The organism is Klebsiella sp. A52 (assembly GCF_018388785.1).
Lineage (GTDB): Bacteria > Pseudomonadota > Gammaproteobacteria > Enterobacterales > Enterobacteriaceae > Klebsiella > Klebsiella aerogenes.
The window spans coordinates 3814954-3836611 of record NZ_CP074437.1 but is presented as its reverse complement, the minus strand read 5'-3'; the positions used below and the strand labels follow the sequence as shown (position 1 = coordinate 3836611).

At 55.4% G+C, this 21658-nt stretch carries 20 protein-coding genes and 1 riboswitch; of the genes, 5 read left to right on the top strand and 15 right to left on the bottom strand.

All coding sequences use genetic code 11. The features are described from left to right. Window positions 1-56 precede the first annotated feature (56 nt). The 8 genes from tssA to KGA69_RS18025 all read right to left on the bottom strand — a co-directional run bounded on the left by tssA (window position 57) and on the right by KGA69_RS18025 (window position 9980). Window positions 57-1067 (bottom strand): type VI secretion system protein TssA, encoded by a 1011-nt coding sequence (gene tssA, locus KGA69_RS18060; RefSeq protein WP_045394286.1) that lies wholly within the window; start codon window positions 1065-1067, stop codon window positions 57-59. 11 nt (window positions 1068-1078) lie between these two features. Continuing rightward, on the bottom strand, window positions 1079-1786 hold the full coding sequence (gene tagF / locus KGA69_RS18055; RefSeq protein WP_047048474.1) for a type VI secretion system-associated protein TagF: 708 nt from the start codon (window positions 1784-1786) through the stop codon (window positions 1079-1081). A gap of 16 nt (window positions 1787-1802) precedes the next feature. Further along, complete coding sequence (gene tssM, locus KGA69_RS18050) at window positions 1803-5414, bottom strand: type VI secretion system membrane subunit TssM (protein WP_213292539.1); 3612 nt, start codon at window positions 5412-5414, stop codon at window positions 1803-1805. 2 nt (window positions 5415-5416) lie between these two features. Further along, a complete protein-coding gene (locus KGA69_RS18045) occupies window positions 5417-6646 on the bottom strand; it encodes a DotU family type VI secretion system protein (RefSeq protein ID WP_015705462.1) in 1230 nt (409 codons plus the stop codon). 14 nt (window positions 6647-6660) lie between these two features. Continuing rightward, window positions 6661-8004, bottom strand: coding sequence for a type VI secretion system baseplate subunit TssK (tssK, locus tag KGA69_RS18040; protein ID WP_015366554.1), 1344 nt, complete (start codon window positions 8002-8004; stop codon window positions 6661-6663). Window positions 8005-8028: 24 nt separating this feature from the next. Continuing rightward, window positions 8029-8535 carry a type VI secretion system lipoprotein TssJ gene (tssJ, locus tag KGA69_RS18035; RefSeq protein ID WP_015366553.1) on the bottom strand — a complete coding sequence of 169 codons (507 nt, stop codon included), beginning with the start codon at window positions 8533-8535 and terminating at the stop codon, window positions 8029-8031. Window positions 8536-8559: 24 nt separating this feature from the next. Further along, the gene (locus tag KGA69_RS18030; protein WP_015366552.1) at window positions 8560-9054 is read right to left on the bottom strand and encodes a hypothetical protein; all 495 of its coding nucleotides are present in this window, start codon (window positions 9052-9054) and stop codon (window positions 8560-8562) included. A gap of 608 nt (window positions 9055-9662) precedes the next feature. Then, window positions 9663-9980 carry a DUF2502 domain-containing protein gene (locus KGA69_RS18025; RefSeq protein WP_045394282.1) on the bottom strand — a complete coding sequence of 106 codons (318 nt, stop codon included), beginning with the start codon at window positions 9978-9980 and terminating at the stop codon, window positions 9663-9665. Between the two features lie 281 nt (window positions 9981-10261). Between KGA69_RS18025 and KGA69_RS18020 the strand changes: the two genes are divergently transcribed. Continuing rightward, window positions 10262-11545 carry a glycoside hydrolase family 10-like protein gene (locus tag KGA69_RS18020; protein ID WP_045394647.1) on the top strand — a complete coding sequence of 428 codons (1284 nt, stop codon included), beginning with the start codon at window positions 10262-10264 and terminating at the stop codon, window positions 11543-11545. Window positions 11546-11618: 73 nt separating this feature from the next. On the opposite strand, the gene KGA69_RS18015 is transcribed toward KGA69_RS18020, so the two are convergent. Next, a complete protein-coding gene (locus KGA69_RS18015) occupies window positions 11619-12596 on the bottom strand; it encodes an NAD(P)H-dependent flavin oxidoreductase (RefSeq protein WP_045394279.1) in 978 nt (325 codons plus the stop codon). Between the two features lie 162 nt (window positions 12597-12758). On the opposite strand from KGA69_RS18015, the gene KGA69_RS18010 reads away from it, so the two are divergent. Further along, window positions 12759-13643, top strand: a complete 885-nt coding sequence (locus KGA69_RS18010; protein WP_213292538.1) for a LysR family transcriptional regulator — start codon at window positions 12759-12761, stop codon at window positions 13641-13643. A gap of 47 nt (window positions 13644-13690) precedes the next feature. Here KGA69_RS18010 and KGA69_RS18005 read toward each other — a convergent pair whose 3' ends face one another. The 6 genes from KGA69_RS18005 to KGA69_RS17980 form a co-directional block, all read right to left on the bottom strand. Then, window positions 13691-14239 (bottom strand): RNA polymerase sigma factor, encoded by a 549-nt coding sequence (locus KGA69_RS18005; protein WP_047049008.1) that lies wholly within the window; start codon window positions 14237-14239, stop codon window positions 13691-13693. A gap of 17 nt (window positions 14240-14256) precedes the next feature. After that, window positions 14257-14679: a hypothetical protein gene (locus tag KGA69_RS18000; RefSeq protein ID WP_045394274.1), complete on the bottom strand. Its 423-nt coding sequence runs from the start codon at window positions 14677-14679 to the stop codon at window positions 14257-14259. A 108-nt stretch (window positions 14680-14787) separates the two neighbouring features. After that, entirely contained in the window at window positions 14788-15741 is a 954-nt protein-coding gene (locus tag KGA69_RS17995) for a hypothetical protein (protein ID WP_045394271.1), read from the bottom strand. A 65-nt stretch (window positions 15742-15806) separates the two neighbouring features. Beyond that, window positions 15807-16913: a DUF4056 domain-containing protein gene (locus KGA69_RS17990; protein ID WP_045394269.1), complete on the bottom strand. Its 1107-nt coding sequence runs from the start codon at window positions 16911-16913 to the stop codon at window positions 15807-15809. Between the two features lie 66 nt (window positions 16914-16979). After that, on the bottom strand, window positions 16980-17933 hold the full coding sequence (locus KGA69_RS17985; RefSeq protein ID WP_045394266.1) for a hypothetical protein: 954 nt from the start codon (window positions 17931-17933) through the stop codon (window positions 16980-16982). A 15-nt stretch (window positions 17934-17948) separates the two neighbouring features. Then, the gene (locus KGA69_RS17980; protein WP_045394263.1) at window positions 17949-19073 is read right to left on the bottom strand and encodes a BamA/TamA family outer membrane protein; all 1125 of its coding nucleotides are present in this window, start codon (window positions 19071-19073) and stop codon (window positions 17949-17951) included. Between the two features lie 257 nt (window positions 19074-19330). Then, window positions 19331-19434: riboswitch (TPP riboswitch) on the top strand. A 67-nt stretch (window positions 19435-19501) separates the two neighbouring features. Between KGA69_RS17980 and tenA the strand changes: the two genes are divergently transcribed. From tenA to KGA69_RS17965, 3 genes are read left to right on the top strand one after another with little or no spacing between them, the layout of a single operon-like run. Further along, window positions 19502-20197: a thiaminase II gene (gene tenA / locus KGA69_RS17975; RefSeq protein WP_045394260.1), complete on the top strand. Its 696-nt coding sequence runs from the start codon at window positions 19502-19504 to the stop codon at window positions 20195-20197. Next, window positions 20194-20919: an ABC transporter ATP-binding protein gene (locus tag KGA69_RS17970; protein WP_045394257.1), complete on the top strand. Its 726-nt coding sequence runs from the start codon at window positions 20194-20196 to the stop codon at window positions 20917-20919. The genes tenA and KGA69_RS17970 overlap by 4 nt, the downstream gene beginning before the upstream one ends. Then, a complete protein-coding gene (locus KGA69_RS17965) occupies window positions 20916-21656 on the top strand; it encodes an ABC transporter permease (RefSeq protein ID WP_045394255.1) in 741 nt (246 codons plus the stop codon). The genes KGA69_RS17970 and KGA69_RS17965 overlap by 4 nt, the downstream gene beginning before the upstream one ends. Window positions 21657-21658 lie beyond the last annotated feature (2 nt).

Sequence of the window (21658 nt, the reverse complement as noted above, 5' to 3'; positions counted from 1 at the left end):
GCGCGGTAAAGGTTGAGCGCCAGACCTTATGCCTGTCGCCATAATGTCCGGACGCGTCAGTCGCGACGTCCAAAAATGTTTTCCAGTTGATGAACGCCGTCCGGCGCTAAATCGCGGATGATGTCCATAAAATCCAGCTCAATCAGCCGCTGTACCCGTTCAATCATCAGCGGCGCGGGGTGACTCGGTTCGTGCTGGGCGAAGTACTGTTTTACTTTTTCCAGCATTTGCTGCGCCTCGGCGCGGCTGCTGATTTGCGCGCTGCGCCAGTTAACGGCAGACGGCGCAAGCGCGTCGGGAATCGCTTGATGTTCACTCACGGCACTCTCCTCGCGGGACGCGTGAAAGGACGAAATATCGGTGATCTGGCAGGCGCCGGCGACAATACCGACGGTCTTCTGCAGTTGTTCCATTTCCGGCACGCCGCTTTCACCCAGACAATCGCTTAATATTTCGCGGATGGTCTGCAAGCGCTGGTGAATGGCGAGGATGGCGTCTATCCCCGGCTGTCCGCCGCGGGCCAGTTCATCAATCAATCGCGAACGGCCGCCGGGATAATCCGCGCATTCGGTTTTACTGCCATCGAGCAGCGCCTGCGCATCGCGCAATAGCAGTTCATCGCCATTACTGCGTAACAGCACGGCATTGCGTAACGCGCTGGTCAGTGCTGATTTATCGCTTAGCCCCGCGAGCGCATTGATGCGGTAAAACGGATCAGTTTCGCCATACTCTTCCAGCAGCGGATAGATAGGCTGCCAGTAAAGCGACAGCGCCTGTTGCACCAGCAGCAGGCCATCCGCGTAACCACTCAGGCCGCGGCGTTTTGTCCACGCCTGAGTCAGCGCCAGCATGACGCGCAAATCTTTGGTGCGGCTAAGTAGCCCAGCCGCCAGCTTTTCTACCGTCGTCCAGTCAGCGGGTTCCGCCGGGATAATGGTGTCGCCGAACTGCTGCTCGGCTTTACCCTGCATCGCTTGTTCCATTGCCTGGAAATCGGCGTCATATTCGAGGTTTTCACCGCAGGGCTGCTCCGCGCTAACCGGAGCAAGGAATTCATCAATATTCATGGCCTACCTGCTTATTCAAACATCGGCGGATACAGACCGTGACGGCCCGGTCTCGCGCCCCCGGCGGGATCAAACAGCAGCGTGAACAGCTGGCCGGTCAAATTACCGCTATGGACGTGGGTATAGAGCGGATAACCATCGGCGCGGTTGGTCCACCAAAAACTGGTCTGACGCTGCGGATCAAAACAGTCCGCCGCCTGCTGCCAACCAAGGGAGCTTTGCCCATCTTGCTGATAGCCAATCACGTCGAGTATTTCCGAACGCTTTTCCGCCTCTACCAGCTTTGGCGCCGGAATAGCGAGTAGCGCCTGGTCAAGTTGTTCAGCGGAAAAACCATTACGTACCGCATGCAGCAGCGTTCTGCCCACCTGCTGATACCACTCTCCGGCCTGAGTGAGGATCGAAGGCGACCACTCCAGCGGGTTGAAGGCCATTTGCGCGCAGATAGGATACTGGCGACCTACCCGGTCGCGCCCTGGGATCAGACACCCCATCTGCACCATCTGCCCGCTCAACATCGGCGGAACGATAAAGTTCCATACCGGCGCGTTGCTGAACTGGCGTTCGCCGCTGCGCTGTTGCTCCTGTTGCCAGGCCATCAGCCCAACCTGAAACCATTGCGACCACTGGCGAACCAGCATGTCCGGAAATCGACGTTGTAAAAAATCGCCGGTACTGGGGAGTTTCCCGTACCAGCTCATCGCAGGGGCGTGAGTCATTCGGCTTTCCTTGCGGTTATGGACATGAGAAACGGGGAAGCTGGAACGGATTGCGGATACTGTTCGGCGCAAACTCCAGCGTGACCTGGTAACCATCGACATTAAACGTTGCCTGACGGCTCAAACTGCTGCTGCCGGGCGCGGTGCGCGCTTTATCAAAAAAGCGGTTCAGCGCCCATGAGCCGCTGGTCACCAGCGTCGAGGTGGTGCCATCGGCCAGACCGAGTTGCATACGCACCTGGTTGGTTCCGCCCGGCCCCGGCCAGCTCATCATTTGCACCGCCTGCGGACCGTGGCTATAGCGCAACTGCTGGCCATCAACATCCAGCGTCAGGTTGAGGATCCGGTTGTCCATGTTGATGGTGCGCACCGTCACTTTAAATGACGGCATGGTCGCGCCATTGGCAAAGAACGCGTCGCGGATCGATTGCGCCTGCTGGAAAGGCCTTAATAACCCTTCACTACCCGGCAACGTTTTGCCATCGATGCCGGGCATAAAACGCCAGCTGGACTGCGTGGTATCGACCTTATTGGTCAGGTTGTCACGGAAGAAGGTATCCATCATGCCGGTGCCCGGCGCAAACATACGCGCCAGATCGTCCGGCGTGACTTCGCTACTGGCGCTGCGAACCAGCGGATAGCGCCCGGCGATAGCCTGACGGCAGAAACCGCCAACTTCCACGTTAATCCGTTTACGTACGTTATCGAGATCGCGGCGCTGGGTATCACTGCTGGCGCCGACTGCCATTTTGCTGAACATGGTTTGCAGGCCGCCAGGTAAACGCCCGGCGCTGGCCTGCAGACGGCTAATCGCATCACCGCCCGGCGGTTGCATACCGCTGTTGGCGGCATCCTGTACCGCCGTCAGGTAGCGATAAAGTTCGTCGATCTGTTTGAGAAAATCGTCGAACACAATCGTTTTGCCGCCCTTTTCCAACGGCTGCGCCAGTTCGATCAGCGGCGCGTAGTGTTCCGTTACCAGCTGTTCCGGCGTCTGGCTAAGCGCCGCGCCCTGGGTTGTGCCGCCCTCATCATGGCGGAAAAGCGCTTCCAGCGTTCGGGTAGCGCGGTTGCCCTGCTCGGCTGAGTTTTCGCTTTTAACCGTATCCGGCTCAGCGCGCGCCAGGTTCAGCACCTGGCTCAGGCTGATAACCAGCCGGCGCAGCGGCGAGTTACTGGCTGAAAGCAGGCGCGCGGTGTTGATCCGCGATGACAGATCGGCGCTATTGTTGAGCTGAATATCGGCGAGGAAGCGATCCCAGTTGGCGATAAAATCACGCATATAGAGCTGGCGGACGGCGTTATCGGTTTGCTGCTTATCTTCCGACGCGCTGGCGGCGCCCAGCACCCAGATATCATCTTCATGCAGCGCGCTGGTCACGTTATCGATCTGTTTATTGAACACCTGCCAGTAGCCATCTGGCGTGTACAGGCCGGGAACGCCCTCAGCGATCGGCGTACCGCTTTTACGCGAGAACACCAGTTCGCTCTGCGGACCGCCGAGCGTCGCCAGCGATACCGCTTTCAGATTGTCATCATGCTCAAGTAGACGTTTCAGACGACCGTACACTCTTGAGGAGAGCGGCTGCTGGTTAATCAACGCCCGCTCACGGGCGATCAGCGCATCATCCCTGGCATACGGCGAGGACTGGATTTGCGGTTCCAGTAGCTGGACCAGATGCCCTTCCAGCTGTCGTAGCTGCGTCTGCGTCACGTTTTGCGGCAGGTTACGCTGCAGGTTAAGCATCACCCAGGAGAGTAGAAACTTGCCGTCATACTGCTTGGGCTGATAGAGCATCTGATAGGCTTTCAACGCCTCATAGCTATATTCGGCGTCACTGCCATTGTCGTTGCGCAACCAGGTAGTGATACGCATGGCGACATCCGGTAACAGCATTTGCTGCAGCGCTTTTTGATACAGCGTCTGCGAGGCGTCGCTGACATCATTTCCGCGGTAGAGTCCCATCCGGCGGCTGACCGGCGGGTCGTTGACGTCAAAATCGGCACTCTTCGGCAATTCCAGCAGGCCGTTGAGTAGCGGCAGCATGGCGAACAGATCGCGCTGCTCGGGGTTTTGCAACGCTTTGCTCTGCTGCTCAACCTGCGGCACCTTCACCGAGACTTCTTCCAGGTAGGCCTTGTTTTTGCCGTAGCTGGTCAGCCACAGTACGCATGAAATGATTAACAGCGCCGCGAGCGCCGCATAGCCTGACCAGATCGCTGCGCGGTTACGCAGTTCCCACCAGCGGTTCTGCCCGGCGATGCCGGCTTCCTGGAAAATCACGTTTTGCAGCAGGTTTTTAATGAAATAACTCTGGCCTTTGGCGCCGGGGATCGGCGCTTCTTTACTCACTGAGTCCCAGTTGTCGTTTTCATTTCCCTGTGGCAAAGACAGCGCGCGATTGAGTTCGCCCATCACGCGGTCGAACGGTAGCCCTTCCTGGGTGCCGCTGGCAAAATAAATGCCGCGCGGTGAAAACTCGGTTTCAAAGTTAGAACGGGCAAAGACGGTACTCAGGTAATCGGCTAACAGCGGCCGCAACGCCGCAAACTCTTGCGGGAACAGCCAGGCTTCGGCGCGGGTTTTGGCATCATGCTCTTGCAGCATCGTATCCGGCAGCCCGGCTTCAAGCCGCTGTTGCAGTAGCGCAAACTCCTGGGTAAAGCGGCCCATCAGGTCGAAGTCGGCAAGGCTTGCCTGCTCCCACGGGAAAGTGAAGCCCCAGATTTGATCGCGCTGCGCCTTGTCGTAATCGGCAAACCAGGCGCGGAAGCCTTTAAGCAGGTCGGCCTTCGTCACCAGTACGTACACCGGGAAACGAATACCCAATTGTTCATGTAGTTCAGAGAGACGCTGGCGCAGATTAACCGCCTGCTGCCGCGAGGCCTCCGTCGATTGCGTTAACAGGTCGGAGATACTTACCGTGACAATAACGCCGTTAATCGGCTGGCGGCGGCGGTATTTACGCAATAACCCCATGAACTTCAGCCACTCGCTGGCGTCCTGCGCCTGCTCGCTCTCCTGGGTGGTATAGCGCCCGGCGGTGTCCAGCAGCACGGCTTCGTTGGTAAACCACCAGTCACAGTTGCGCGTGCCGCCGATGCCGCGTAACGCCGTTTTACCGAAGCGGTCGGCTAGCGGAAACTGCAGCCCGGAGTTGGCTAAAGCGGTGGTTTTACCGGAGCCAGATGCGCCAATAATCACATACCACGGCAGCTGATACAGATAGTGGGTGCTAAAGCGCTGGGTCCACTGACCATTACCGGTTTTACTGAAGTGCGCTTTTTTCAACATTTGCGCGGCTTCATCAAAGCGATCGGCGAGGATCTGGTCTTCGCTATTGAGGCGCTGCTGCGGATCGTTGCCCTTCGGTGTTTCTTCCTTCAGGTTATCCATCAGCTTGCGGTTGAGCCAGGCGTTGTACAGGCGCGGCAGAATGTGGCTTTGCGCCCAGATGAGGTAGACCAGCGCAATAGATATAACGCGGTTTTGTTCCGATTCCAGCGGCCGGGTATCGACAATCGACAATAGCGGGCCAATCATCCAGATGACGGCCGCCACCGCCGTAGCGCCGAGAAAACCCCACAGCAGCCGGTTGGTCAGTATGGAAAGCAGAAGTGTCAGCATCCTTAATTTCCTTGGGGCAATCCGTTCAGCTCAGCCCGGGTATTATCGGGCGACACCAGCAGAGTAATTTCCACACGGCGGTTACGGGCACGGTTCTCAGGAGTGGTATTCGGCGCGATGGGGTTCATTTCCCCTCGCCCTTCGGCTTTTACGCGTTCGGGCTGCGTCAGATGATTTTGCAGTTGTTTTTGTACCGAACGCGCGCGTTCCAGGGACAGCTCGTAGTTCGAGGCAAAGCGCGCGCTGCGGATAGGCACGTTATCGCTATAGCCGACCACCAGAATGCGGCCGCTGACGTTGTTCATCGCTTGCGCAATACGGTCAATGACCGGGTCGTAGCGATCGCGCACCACCGTTGAGGCCGAAGCAAAGAGCCCGTCGCCTTTGAGGATCACCACGCTGCGGTCCGCTTCGTCACGGACCGCAACCAGCCCTTCGGCAATTTCCGGGCGCAGAAAACCTCGCAGGTTAAGTACCGCCGGCAATTTTTCCGCCGGCTGAGCAATCGACGCTTCCGGCAACGGCGTCTGGTAAATTTTCGCCAACACCGGGTTGGTAGCATCGCCAAGCCGCCAGTTAAGAATGATATAGAACAGACAGGCGGCGAACCCCGCCAGCGCGACGCAGGCCCACAGCGGCACCACCGGACGCCACAGTTTACGCAGCACCGGGCGATCCTCGCCGTGAACCGATAACGGCGGCGCGTAGCCGCCGCGTACGCCGCAAATCATCTGCCACAGGCGCTGTTTGATAGTTTCCAACTGCGTGCGGCCGTTATCCATTACCCGGTAACGCCCTTCAAAGCCGAGCAATAAGCAGTAGTTGATCAGTTCCAACAGATTGATATGTTCGCGCGGATTCTGCGACAGGCGTGCAAGCAGCTGGAAAAACTTCTCCCCGCCCCAGGTTTCATTGTGAAAGGTCACTAAAAGACCGCTGCCCGACCAGACGCCGCTACTCCCCCATGGCGTCAAGGCCGCCGCCTCGTCCAGTGCGGTACACAGGCAGTAACGGGCGCCGACTATTACTTCGTAGGGTAACCCCGCCTGCTGACCGCGCACTTCAAAACGGCGGATTTCATCAATCAAACGCTGGCGCAAACCGGCCTGGTCATCGTGCGATACCGAATGACGGATCTGGGGAATCGCATTAAGTAATGGGTTGGCGGCCGTCACCAGGGGATTATTGCCGCTCACGCCATGGTTGGCATCGGCCTGTTGTTCCTGCATCATCAACGCTCGCTTTCTTATTCCGACGGGCTACGGATAGCCCAAAATTCCATATCCAGGCCGGGGAACTCGCCTGCCAGATGCAGGGCGAAGGCGCCAGATTTCTCCATGTCGTTCCACAGCTCGCCGCCCTTCTCGACTGCAAAGTAGTTGTAACCGGCATGCCACGGAATTTGCGGCGGCGCGGCGGGCATAGCGCGCAGAATTAAACCCGGAAGCTGTAGTTGCACCAGATCGCGAATTTTGCTCACCGGCGCGACTTTCATCTGCGCCGGGAAGTGCGTTTGCAGAACATCACCTGGTACGCTGGCTTTAACTGCCAATACGAATCCGAAATCACGCACCATGCTGCTCTCGGGTACCGTTGCGATGTTCAACCCATGCGATCGTTCTATCAGCGGGAGTTGGATGGCATTGTCTTCCATTACCTGTGATAACCCCTGGCGCAGCAACAGCATCAGTTTGCCGAAGCAGCTCGCGAGATCGTCATGGTCATAAATCGGCAACGCAGCATCCGGACCGCGCTGCGCCATCCAGGTCGTCAGCTCGGCGGCGAACGGCAGCCAGCTATTCCACAATGACTCGGGATGAACTAACGGCAGCGTTTTGAGATGTGAGAGATGGCCGAGATGGCGATTGACCAACGCAAGTAGAGTGAACTCAATTAATTCGGAAGTATTAAAACGCCCCGGCTGTCGGAGCCGGCTGCCGATTTGCTGGCTACGCTGCGCCAGCAGACCATGCAAGTCGTTGATCATCGCGTAAATCAAAGGATGATTGATGCCGTTAAGCATCGGCGGGATATAGCCATTATCGAGTTTTACGGCGTTATCGTTGCGCTTTTCGGCGATGAACGCCACGCCGATGGCCGTCCACTCGGCGGTTAAATCCTTTTCCAGCATCAGGGTGAGCCGCGGGCGGGCAAACTGCACGGTGGCATCGCCAACCGACAGCGCATTGTCATCTTCCACATCCTGTTCAAACGCGGTAAATCGCGCCAGCGAGTCTTTTTCCTCGCTGAAGATAACCTCTTCCCGACCGCCGCGGCGTACCGGCAAGGCCAATACGACTTTTTCGCCCGTGACGTTATCCGGGATTTGCAACGGCGCCGGGCCCTGACGAGCATCGCGAAACTGGAAGAACGTCCCATCCGGCAGCAGGCCGCTGGCATAGCTCAGGGCAATGCACCCCTGACGCAGCATCGCATCATCAAGTTCAATCTCAAGAAAACCCCACAGCCAGGAGCGCTGTAATCCGCCCCATTCGCGAATTTGCGTTTGCAGGTAGCTTTCTGCCCGCTGAAAGTGATGCGGACGTAAAAACATGCCTTCGGTCCAGACCACCTTTTCTGCTTTATTCATACAAATTTCCTGTTAGGGCTCGCGCTATTGCTGCACGACGCGGATCCCGTTAACGTCAAGATATAAATTGGCTTGCAGTTGATCTGCCGACAGTTTCCAGAACTGCCAGAAAGGGGTTTCGCCAGGCGTTGGCAGAGGAAGAGAAATGCGCCACTTTTTACCATCCAGAGATTGGTATTCCGCCATCACTCCGATATAACGCGCCTCCGGCGAGCTTTGCCCGCTGAGTTTTTTTGCCAGTTGCCCCGGCATCAGGAAAAATTCATCGCTGTTCAGCAAGTTGCCGGCGAGAACTTTTTGCGCGTTATTTTGTAAGGAGTAGAAATCGGCGGACATGAATTCCGCATCGGATTTCAGCACTAACACTCTGACCTTTAATGGCGCAGAACGGTTAATTTGCGGGTGGGCCTGGAACTGAAGATTGTATCGGGCAGGGTCGCTGTGTGAAGACGAACCACATCCACTAACCAACGTAAAAAGAAACAAATAAAACGCCAGCATGACCTGGCGTAAAAGAGAGTTATTATTCATACGGTGTCGCTCGTAAAGGCGGGATTAATCCAGAATCCAGGTACCGTTATTGCCGTTTTTGCAGGCTTTGGTATTTCCGTCGACGCTCACGCAGGTCGCTTTCTTACGCGCCTTCGGGCGCTTCGACTGTTCGCGAACCGTTTTATCATACAGCTCACTTTTGACAACGGCATTGGCCGGAGCATAGCCAATTAAATTTTCCTGACCTTCATTGGCTAACGCTATCCAGCCGTCCTGGGCCTGTCCCAATGCAATATAATTAGCACCTGGAACTAATTGCACAATCACTTTGCCGCCATACCCGGCCTGGCTCATTACCGCGGCGGAATACAGCGCGCGATATTCTGCGTTAATCGGGGTAAATTCCGTTGGAGGAACAACAATATGGCGATGGGTCAAATTGACGCCGTTAACCTGCGTGGTTTCAATGGTGTCATCGGTAATTTGCGGCTTCGGCGGCGCTTCGCACCCTGCCAGTGAAACCGCAATCATAGCGGCTAAAAACACTCGCGTTTTCATATGCTTTTCCATTGCAATGCTATTATTTTCTTAAGGGTTATTCCTGCTTGAATAACAAGTCTGAATATCCTTAATCACTGTGCGTAAAAGGGTTCCAGCTGTGATATGGCCATAGCTACCGCACGAATCTTCACCGCAGTGGATCCCTTTATTACATTTCATTAACTATCACCACACAATTTTACAGATCGATCGAGTCAATTCAACACGCAATTTCGCCCCATTATCAGGAGCAGTTGGCGGAATTAATTTTTTCAGACTAATCTTATAATGATGATATCCCTGAAAAAACCTTCTGACGGCGGAAAAGTGTAATCGCAAAAACCATACAAAAGAAAGTGAAATTTAACTGATTGATTTAATGAATATAATATACGGTTTTATAAATCGGATTTTTCATTCACTGAAAAGATGGAATTATCCTAAATATTTTTACACGCATATTACCCCCACTAATGTTGGTAGGCCATTTGCAATATTATTAGTTCATTCTGAAAAGGGAGATTGATGGGGTAATTTGCTTCTGCGATGAAGACATTATCAGACAATATTGCAGACACAAGGCAGAAGGTAATAGCAGATTGGAGCCATAATGGCTCCAATCTTATTTAGTGATGATGGTGGTTGTGGTGCTTGTTGTACTCTTTTTCGCGCTTCTTATAATCCTTGCGACCATCACGATAACCTTTCTCATAGGCTTTACGCTGCTTTTTCTCCAGCTTTCGCCAGTGCTTATCACGATATTCATAGTGACGATGCCAGTAGTCTTTGTCACGCCAGCGCCCACCATCCCAGTAATGACCATAGGAATCACGGTCGCCAATCTGCAGTTTTATGGCCGGTAAAAGCGTAATCTCCTCGGCCTGGGTGACGATCGGTGCGGATGATGCCAGCAAGACGGCGGCCAGCAATAATATTTTTCGCATCGGATTCTCCTTAGCTGTGCGTTTAGTAATATGTTGTAACACAACCGACCAGCTAATTATCCAGGTTAATTCTGCTTTTTTGTCAGGAAATCACTGGGAGGATACTGTTATGTATGGATGTTAGAGGCGATCCTAATTGGCAACATGGCAGTAATTTTTCTCCGTCCAATTACACACCTTGCCCTCACCTGCGAATCATAAGACAATGTGATTTTTCAAGCGTCTACATGCCTACGGGAGTAATGATTATCGCTTCTCGTCGCCTCCTCTCCGTCACCAGCATGACCCGGCTCGGCGCGGTTGCCGCCGCCGTATTGCTGCTCGTGACTTGCACCAGTAAAGCGCCAAAATCGCTGGTGACCGCCAGCAAACCGCCCGTTGCGCAAAAATCGGCAAAAAATCAGCAGCCGGTGCGCGGCGTCTGGCTCACCACGGTTTCCCGTCTCGACTGGCCGCCGGTGGGTTCAATTATCGCCAGTAGCCCGGAAAGCCGTATCAGCCAGCAAAAGCTGGCCCTGATCGCCAAACTCGACAATCTACAACGCCTGGGCATCAATACCGTCTTCTTCCAGGTTAAACCGGATGGCACCGCGCTGTGGGAGTCCCACATCTTGCCGTGGTCAGACATGTTGACCGGCAAAATTGGCGAAAATCCCGGTTACGATCCGCTGCAGTTTATGCTCGATGAGGCGCATAAACGCGGGATGAAAGTTCACGCGTGGTTCAACCCGTATCGGGTTTCGGTCAATACTAAACCCGCCACCATCGCCGAACTTAACCACACCCTGACTCAGGTCCCCGCCAGCGTATTTGTCCTGCACCGCAACTGGATACGTACCGCCAGCGATCGCTTTGTGCTCGACCCAGGAATCCCGGAAGTCCGTGACTGGATCACCAGTATCGTGGCGGAAGTGGTGCAAAACTATCCTATCGATGGCGTGCAGTTTGATGACTATTTCTATACTGAAACGCCGGGATCGATGCTGAACGATAATCAAACCTATCAGCGATATGGTCAGGGTTATGCCTCGAAAGCCGACTGGCGGCGTCATAACACCCAACAGTTGATAGCGCAGGTCTCACAGACCATCAAGAAACTGAATCCGCAGGTTGAGTTTGGCGTCAGCCCGGCGGGGGTATGGCGCAACCGTTCCCACGATCCGGCCGGTTCTGACACCCGCGGCGCTGCGGCCTATGATGAGTCCTATGCCGATACCCGCAGTTGGGTTCAACAAGGGCTGTTGGATTATATCGCGCCGCAGCTGTACTGGCCGTTCGCCCGCGATGCCGCGCGCTATGATGTGCTGGCTAAGTGGTGGGCCGATGTCGTGAAACCCACTCACACCCGGCTCTATATCGGCGTGGCGCTGTATAAAGTCGGTGAACCGTCAAAAAATGAACCAGACTGGATGGTCGGCGGCGGCGTGCCGGAGCTGAAAAAGCAGATCGACCTCAATGAAACCACGCCAGGTATTCAGGGGACGATTCTGTTTCGCGAGAACAACCTTAACCAGCCGCAAACCCAGCAGGCGGTTCAGTATCTGCAGCAGCGCTGGGGGAGCTAATTTGTGCTAATCACCCTCCCCGTTGTGCGAACGGGGAGTTTCTGTTTTCCGCCTGAGAGCGCAGCGGTAGAGATTAAACCGTCAGTTCATCCACTACTTCCGCGACGCTCTTGACCTGCTGAATACTGCCGATGCCGGTTCCCAGTGAAATGTAACCTTCGTCAGTATTGCCCTCCAGCATGCCAATCCGTAGGCCGCGCAACCCGCCCATTTCCGCGGCTATGGTTTCATTACTGGCGCCGGATTTATCTAACGCCACCAGTCTGGCGGCTAATTGACCCGGCAGCGAACGATAGTAATCCGGCAATGTGCGAAATAGCTGCAAATCCAGGCCGTTAGCTTGCACGATCATCTCTTTCACCGATTGCGGCACGCGGCTCTCGGTGGTGCTGATAAACACGGAGCCGGCAAATACCCCCTGCGCGCCCAGCGCGTGGGCGGCCCTGGCGGTGCGCCGGTCGGTAATCCCCCCAGCCGCCAGCACCGGCACGCGCTTCACCGCATCGACAATCAATGGCACGATAGAAAACGTTCCCAATGCCGTCCCCGGAAGCGTTCCACCTTCGTCGAAGCCGGTGGCGACAATAACATCAGCGCCCATCTCCTCGGCCTCGCGGCTGTTTTCCGGCGTCGGGTTAATATCACGATAGATAATGTTGATCCCGGCCTGCTTAAGAGAAGCAAACAGCGAGGGAATGATAGCCCCTTGACCATAGCCGGTATAAACCACCGCTTTAACCCCCTCTTCTTTTACTACTTCTACAATCGGCGGCGTCCAGATATCGTTTTCAACCGTCGGAATGAGATTGACGGCAAAAGGTTTCTCGGTGAGTAATTTCGTTTTACGGATCTCTTCACGCATCTTTTCTGCCGTTTCCTGCGGCGTCGAGACGGCGGTTTGCGCGGTTAAACCTGCGTTCGGCCCTAATACGCCAAGCCCTCCGGCATTACTGACGGCGGCGACCAATCGGGCGTCGGTCAGCCAGGATAACGGCCCCTGAATGACAGGTTTTTCAATACCGAGAATATGGCTAACAGAACGGTTTTGCATGATGCGACTTCCTTAGTGTGTTTTCTGGCGCTTAACGCTGGGATGACGACACTGTAGGCCGCTTTATTGTTTGGAAAAATAGTAGAAATTATCCATCACTGTTATTAAATAAGTAATAATCAAAGTGAAATACCAAGCCGTCATCAGAGCACATTGATAAAAATGAACTTAAATCTATTTGAATCTATTAAGATTTTTATCGAAATCATCGACTCTGGCAGCTTTACGCGTGCCGCCGAGAATCTGCAGATCCACCGCCCGGCGGTCACGAAAGCGCTACAGCAGCTGGAGCAGCACTGCGGCGTTAGGCTTCTGCAGCGTACCACCCGACAGATCCACCTCACCCCTGATGGCGAGGCGTTTTATCGTCGTAGTAAACCTCTGCTGGCGCAGGCCGACGAGCTGATGGAATCTTTCGCCCCGCAGCGTCCGCTGCAGGGTCAACTGCGCGTCGATATGCCTATCGCCCTGGCGAAGTTAGTGGTCGTACCGAATCTCCCCGCCTTTTATCATCAGCATCCGGAGCTTGAAATTGTGCTGAGCAGCTCCGACCGACGGCGGGATATGCTTCGTGAGGGCCTCGATTGCGTTCTGCGCATCGGCGAACTTGAAGACGGTGACTATATCGCACGTCATCTCGGTACCGTCGGTATGAAAACCTGCGCCAGCCCGGCCTACCTGGCGAAACACGGCGTTCCCACAATCCTTGACGACCTGCAGCATCATCAGGCGATCAACTGGCTGAATAACAGTAATCATCAGACCATGCGCTGGGTGTTTCAGACTGACGCCGGACCGCAGACTCTTGCGCTGGCCGGCAAACTGGTGGTGGATAATTCAGAGACGTACATTGCCGCCGGTTTGGCTGGGCTCGGCATTATGCAGGGTCTGGATCTTTTCCTGCAACCCTGGTTGAAGAGCGGTGAGTTGGTTGAGGTCCTGCCGAATAATCCGGTTCCCTCCAGAAAATTATCGCTTATCTATCCCCATCGTCATGTATCACGCAAGGTGCGCGTCTTCGCCGAGTGGCTGGCGACGCTGTTATAGAAATAAGGATACAATAAAGCCCGGCGCGATATGCCGCCGGGCATGAGTTAAGGCGAGGTAAGTTCATCGTAGAGCGTTCGCAATCGGCTGCGAAGAAAGAGTACCGCTTTGTGTTTACGCGACAGCCACGCCTGCTCGCTGGCGCCGCTCTCTGCCGCCAACTCCCTGTAGCTATAGCCCTGCAGTTCGGTTTTCTCGAAGGCTTCTCGCTGCAGCGGCGGCAACTCCGCCAGCGCTTCAGTTAATGCCTCCCACAGCAGTTCTTTAAGGTATGCTTCCTCCGGCGTCTGCGCGATGCCAAACAGCGTTTCCGCCAGCTCATCCTCGGCAGAGCCGCCATCGCCATCCTCATCGCTGTCGAATGTTAATGGCAACTCGCGCTTCTTGCGCGACCGATCGGTCATTTCATTACGCGCCGCCCGGAATAACCATGCCGCCACGTTCTCCACCGGTTGCTCGACTTTCATCAGTTGCAGGGTAACTTCCTGCAGGATGTCATCGGCATCGTCACGTACGGCGGTTCTACCGCGAATAAACGCCCTTAAACGCGCACGACAGGCGGCAAGCGCAGACAGCAGCCGTGATTCCCCCGCCATCGTGTTGTTTACCTCGTTCACTCGGCATCCGGCGTCTTCGCCGAGGTGTTATCGTCAGTCGGTTGCCCGCCGCGACGTTCATGCCAGGCGCAGCGGCCGTGATGTCCGTGGCGACCAAAACGTTGAGCAAACTCCTCTCGCTGCTCCGGGGTCATGGTCATCCAGCGTTCATGCATGCGTCGACGCGCCTGCGCCATACCAAACATACCGCGATGAAAACCTAAACCGCCAAACAAGATACGGCACAGCGCCAGCAACCCCAAAGCCTGCCAGAAACCGATGCTTTTCACCCCGAAGATAGCCGGCAGCAAGGCGTTCCATAGCGACATCACGACCAGACTCAGTACCACAACAATCAGCGCGCCGATGATCAGCGGCCGCGCCATTCTGTGACGTCCAAAACCCTGGTGATGATGCCCGTGTCGTTCAAAATCTCTCATCGTCAATTACCTCATTAAAATGTATGTATCGAGGTAGACGAATCAGCGAAGAAAATATTGCCAACAAAAATGAAAAAATAACGCAATCACGAAAACGGGCAATAGCACTCAGAAACTCATTGCTAAACCGAGGCCGTACCCTTCGGTGTTATTACCGAACATGTAGCGGGCCACCAGTCGGGTGCGGGTGATAAATACCGGGTACTGGCTACTATCGAGCTCCAGGCCAATACCAAGCGAACTCAGGCTATCAAAACCGAGTTCACCGCGCTGGTCGCCGAGATACATGGTATGGGCGCCTTCCAGCACATAGCGCACCGGGCTTTTCAGCAGCGTCCAGTCGGCAATCGGCGCGCGTCGGCGAAGGTAGATACCCAGATTTTCGGCACTGGCCTGCCCCTGTACCGCTTCAGATGTGCTACCGAAGGTTTGCAAATTCATCGCGGAATAGCGCGCCTCTATATCAATATCCTGCGTTTTGGAAAACAGTTCATAATCGAGCATTAGCGACCCGCCCAACCCATAGGCGTTCAGTCGTCCACCATCGAGGAAGCGAATATCGGCATCGGTTTTACGTTCGAGTGCCCAGCGACCAAGACGCGCATCACTGGCCATGGTGCCCAGCATCATATTGAAGATAGGCCGTAGTACCAGTTTTCCGCCCCAGCGGTCCTGATACAACGGAAAGTCCCAGCCGACGCCGCCGGTGGCGGTCAGACTGTTCCATTTGGTCGGGATGGTACGACTTTGGTCGCCATCGCTGATTACAAATTGTGGGTCGTAGCGGCTATAACCCATGGTGCCTTCCAGATAGAGAGGAAAGCTGTCGCTCAGCGTTGCGCCGCCGCCGAATTGGGTGATGGTGAGTTCGTTTTTCTCATTGGCGCCGGAACCAATATTCAGGTCGCTGGCGGTTACATCAGGCACCACGGTATAACTCATTAAGGTGAGCACCGCGTCCGCACGCTGCTTTAGCCGACTGCCGTCGAGGGCATAGCCTGCCTGGCTGACGAATAGCACCGCCAGCAGTAGCCAGGACGCGCGCGGAACGACAAATACCATGGTCTGATGCTACCTCAACGGGGGATTCGTTTGATTGAGTATAGCCAGCAGCGACCAATCGTTAGTTATTTTTCAATACGCTGCAGTTGAATGGCATCTGCCTGCTGCGCTTTATCAGCAAGCTGCTGGAACTGCTGCGGAGAATAAAAATTTTGCGGCGCTGGTAGCGACTGCATATCCTGCCCTGGATGGATTTGCAGTTGACCCAGTTCAGCGAGCGTAAACCCGGCAACTTCCTTTGGCATCGTCAGACGATACGGCGGCGTGCGTTCAAAAGGAACCGGCGTTGGCAGGCGATTTTCGCTGAGATCGTAATTCCGCTTCAGTACCAAAAATTTGTCCGGTACCCTGCGCTTACTGTTCCACCAGTCGCCGTCAATCTCGCGAAACATCCGTTCCGTCTCACTTTGCGGCGCGACCAGCAGTTTGACCAACGCCTGTTTTAACGCCGCTTCCATCGCCCGGTTGTAGGCATCGACCGAACCGGCTTGCCCTTGCAATATGACGTTGATCGCCAGACGTGCGCCCAGCAGATTGGAGTAGAGATCCTCCGGCGAAAAGGCGGAAATCTCTTCCGAAAAGCCCGGAACCGATTGGAAGCCATACCATTGGGCGATCTCATGCCATTGCGCAATTTCAAAGGCCAGATGGCCGGCAAGCCACGCGGCAATCGTATATCGCTGCGGCAATGAAGCCGGCGGCGTAAAGGCATTTAACTGGACGCGGCGGACGCCCAGCTCCTCGCTATAAAAGATACGTCCTGGCTGGCCGAGCGTGGGATAAATTCGGCTGAATAAATAGAAGGTGTAATCAGCGGTATCGCGCACATGGGCAATATCAATAAAGCCGCCGCGGCGGGTATAAATAAGGCCATTGTGCTCATCGCTTAAGCCAATCAGATTTTTAACCGCGCCGAGCGCGCTATCGTTGTAATGATGCTCACCTAAGGTATCGAGCGTCAGCACATTGCCAATCTGATAAACCGGGATCGGCACGCCAATGGCGCGCACCCGCAGATCGAACCCGAAGGCGCAGCATGGGCGCAGCGATTCCGGCGGTGACAATTCACCCACTACCGGGCTGACATGATTAACGGGAATCGTCGGTAATACCGGGTCCTGGGCAAATACCGAAAAAGCGGCTGCCCATAACCACCACAAACTCTTACGCATCAAAAGCGTTCTCCACCACACAAAAACAGCGCGCATCATACTCGCCGATGACTACGCGCCGTTAAGTCAAAAACGGTATTCGCCAGCGACAAAGAAACTATTGCGCTCGTTAAAGCCAAATTCGGTTAGCACATTGAAGTTACGCGTGATTTCGTACTGGGCGCCGATCAGCATATTCCACGGTGAAGTGAGTTTCTGTTTGACATCAAACTTGCCGTCGCCGTCTTTATTGACCGCGGCAATCAATGGCTGCAGCTGTGGCGGCATATGCAAATCAGCAAGATTGCCTTTAAATTCCTGCTGCACGTCCTGATACATACTGCCAACCCACACGCTGAGATGCGAAGGGCCAGAAATTCCCTGTAGATCAAATCGATAACCCACGCGAGGTGACACTGTCACGGCAGAGATGCTGCCGTCGAGAATATCAAAATCGGTGCGGGTATAGTTAGTATCGACGAGGGCAAACCAGTTCTCATAGCCGCCAGCCAGCGTGAACCCGCCCCCCCAGGTAGTACCTTTGAAATCAAGGACAAAATCGATGTTTTGCAATTCGCCGCTTTGGTTGAGGTTATGCACCGCGCCGGCGATGATGCGATCCAGACCGCGGTATTGCGTCGGGTCAGCATCGACCGACACATTCGACACCGACGAACCGCGGGTGTGGCCCAAAATTCCGTAGACATTAAGGAATGGAAATACCCACATATCGAGACGCAGGTTCTCAGTTTTGCTCTTCTCCCGCGTGTGTCCGGCGTCAATGGCGAACATATCGCTGGGGATTGGATGGTTACCCAGTTTCAGTCCGGAAAAGGTGATGCTGTCGACCATAATATCCTGGCGCATATTCATATAGCTGAGATTGACGCCAAACGGCAGCGGAATGGAATAACCGCGGGCGCGGGCTTCGTCGCCCCAGATGGGAAAGTAGCTATCACTGTCGTCACTTTCCGCCGCACAGGCATTCCACACGGCGCCAGAGGTTAATAGCAGCGTAATGACGGTTGTTTTCCATCTCATTTTTTATATGTACCTTTACAGTCCGGAACCCACATTAAAATAGACCGCCTGTTCGTGTTCGCTGAAGGCGACATCGGCGCCGGTAAATAACCCATACTGACGGGCGACCAGATAACGAAAACCGGTGCCCCACGCCACTTCGTTTTGCTGCCACAACGCCCCGGCTTCGTCAGCGGTGCTACCGACGCCGACAAAACCCTGCAGGATCCAGCGCGGCGCAAATTGCCAGGCCAGTTGTGTCTGGGCGACAGCGACATAATCGCCCTGATAGCGAAAACGCGAGATGCCACGCAGTTCGATGTAAGGCCGGGCCATTGGCGTCAGGTGCTTGTCATGATGAGTTAGCGACTGATAATTCGCCGCCAGCGCCAGGGTTAAGGTCGGCGCCAGCGGGATAAAGTATTTACCATCCAGCGACAACTGATTGTAATGATAGTCGCCGCCAAGCAGAGCGCGGTAAAAACGGTACTCGCCCTGTAGCGATAACCCTTTCTTAGGGTAGAAAAAATTATCGGTGGTGTCATATTCCGCCACTACGCCCAACGCCGAAGAGGTGCTTTTCTCCCCCAGCACCCGCTGCCACACCTTGTTAATCACCTGATTGTCCGCGGTCACATCGGTATGTGCATAGAATTGCGAGGCGCCAAGAAAAACCGGCGAGTCCCCCACGCGAAATAACAGCTTTTGTAGACCGCCATAGCCTTTGGTGTGGGTTTGCACCGCCACATTTTTGTTAAAACCGGCAATATCGCCCGAATAGATATCGAGATTGACATTGGCGTAGCCCGCGCCAACCAGGTAACGAATCCGGTCGTGATTCCACGTATGGCGATGCGCGGCGCCGATGAACCAGGTGCCATTTTGCGTCCCGCCGCCGCCGACCCCCGTTAGCGCTGGTGGAATAAAACGATCGCCCTCGCGGGAGCCTTTACCATGCAGAAATAAACCAAACAGACCGCCGCCGTAGCCGATAGCCGGCTCGGTGATCATTACCGGCACCGGCAAAAAACCGTAGGGGTTATCCTGCAGATACTGGCTCATATCAAGCATGCCATCTTCAGGATCGAACAATTGGGCGGCACGAGACGCGTCAGGCGCGAGGGCAAGCATCAGTAAAAGAGTAAGGCCTGCCAGCTTCATGCGGTCTCCAGCACTGACGCATTCATAAGGGGATATTAAGGGAATGTGCTAAAAATATATCGTAAGCCCTTGTTCTTCGCCAACTTACCCTCTCCTTACTTTGCTTATTTTTGGATAAAAAAGCGTGGTTAATCACACAAATTGATAAAGGTTGTTTATCGATCTGACACATAACCACTCAATTGTGACAATGTCACTACTATCGACGCTTTTTACCTTGTCGCCGTTGTAATCAAAAAGTGAATGACGTATAACATGTCGCAACCGAGGGGTGTCCCGTGAGGGCTGAGATGGCGTAAAAACCGAACCCTTTGAACCTGATCTGGGTCATGCCAGCGAAGGGACGGGTCGGCATGTTCGCCAGTTTTCAGTTTTTACCTGTTCACACTTCTGCACGCCCGGATCTCCCCTTATTTTCAGGAGGTCCCATGATGATTCCCGCTTTTACCCAAGGTCTTTACGGTCGACTGCGTGAGCAGGCCGGTGGCGAGTGGCAACGCTATGTATCGCACCCTTTCCTCCAGCAATTAGCCGCGGGTACGCTGCCGCAGGCAGCCTTTCGTCATTATCTAACCCAGGATTATCTGTTCCTGATCCACTTCGCTCGCAGCTACGCCCTGCTGGTCAGCAAACTTCGCACGTTGCCGGAGATGCGCGCCGCCGCCGCCTCGATGAATGCCATCCTTGCTGAGCTACCGCTACATGTGGGCTATTGCGAGCAATGGGGGCTGAATGAAGACGCTATGGCCCTGCAAAGCGAAGCGATGGAAACCGTCAACTACACGCGCTACGTACTGGATATCGGCCACGCCGGCGACGCGTTGGATCTGCTGGCGGCGCTGCTGCCCTGCGTTGCGGGTTACGCGGAAATCGGGCTCGGTCTGCTGCACAACCCACAAACCAACTTGCACGATAATCCCTATGCTTCATGGATCCGCAACTACGGCGACGAGAGCTATCTTCAGGGCGTCAACGCGGCGATCGGCCTGCTGGAAACCCTCTGGCAACAGCGCGGCGCGGAATCACGGTTCGCCGGACTGAGCGACATATTTACTACCGCTACCCGGCTGGAAGGCAATTTCTGGCAGATGGGTCTGAATGCCGCCGGGCAGGTCCAGGCGTGATGGCGCCAGGCATTCACGTTCGCGATTTATGCCTGCGCTTTGGCACACGGACTATCTTTCGCGATCTCGCCTTTGATATTGCCGCCGGGCAATGGGTGTCGCTCCTTGGCGCCAGCGGCGCGGGCAAAACCAGCCTGTTGCGTATTATCGCCGGGCTGGCGGCGCCAACCCGCGGAACCGTCATCGCCAGCGATGGCCTTCCCGTCACTACGCGACTGGCGTGGATGGGTCAAAAAGATCTGCTCTATCCGTGGCTTAATGTGCGGGAAAATGTCGCCCTCGGCGCCAGGCTGCGCGGTGAGAAGGTCGACAACGCCCGCGTCAACGAGCTTCTTGAGCAGGTAGGACTGGCCTCCTGCGCTGATGAACGCCCTGCCGCGCTGTCCGGCGGGATGCGCCAGCGCGCGGCGTTGGCGCGCACCCTCTATGAAGATCGGCCCATTGTGCTGATGGATGAACCGTTTTCCGCTCTCGATACCCTCACCCGCACACGCATTCAGAGCCTGGCCGCGCGCTTACTGACCGGACGAACCGTAGTGCTCATTACCCACGACCCGATGGAAGCCTGCCGCCTCAGCCATCGGCTGCTGGTGCTCTCGCCTGATGGTGAAATTGATGATAGCCATCATTTAAGTGGCGTTCCGCCCCGCGATCCGGATGATGGCGCGCTGTTGGCAAGTCAGGCGCAGCTGCTGCAGCAATTGATGAGGGCGAACGGATGAGGGGCAAGTTACTGCGCGGGTGCAGCGTATTTTGTGGCCTACTGTTGCTCTGGCAGTTGGCGAGCTACAGCGGCATTCCCGCCTTTTTGTTGCCTTCTCCGGCGGCGGTCGCTGAAGCGCTGTGGAATAACCGTAGTTATCTGGCCAGCCACACCCTGGTCACCCTGAGCGAAATTCTCAGCGGAATGGCGCTCGGCGTCGCGCTCGGTATGGTGCTGGCGCTTTGTATGACCATGTCGCCGCGATTACAGCGGTGGGTAATGCCGCTGGTACTGACCAGCCAGGCCATTCCGGTCTTCGCCCTCGCGCCGCTACTGGTGCTGTGGTTTGGTTTTGGTATGAGCGCCAAGGTCATGATGGCGGTGCTGGTTATTTTCTTCCCCGTTACCTCGGCTTTCTTTGATGGTCTGCAACGGGTCAATCGCGACTATCTCGATCTGGCCCGCACCATGGGCGCCTCCTTTGGCGCTCAATTGCGCCATGTCCGACTCATGGCGGCGCTACCCGCGCTAGGTTCCGGCCTGCGGATGGCCGCCGCCGTCGCCCCCATTGGCGCGATTATTGGCGAATGGGTCGGCTCCGCCGAGGGGCTTGGCTACGTAATGCTGAATGCCAATGCCCGCCTGCAAACCGATATCTGCTTCGCCGCCTTGTTCATTTTAGTGCTGCTGACCATCGCGCTGTGGTTGGCGGTCGACGCCTTTTTGCACCGGCTGATCGACTGGTCGCCGGAATAACT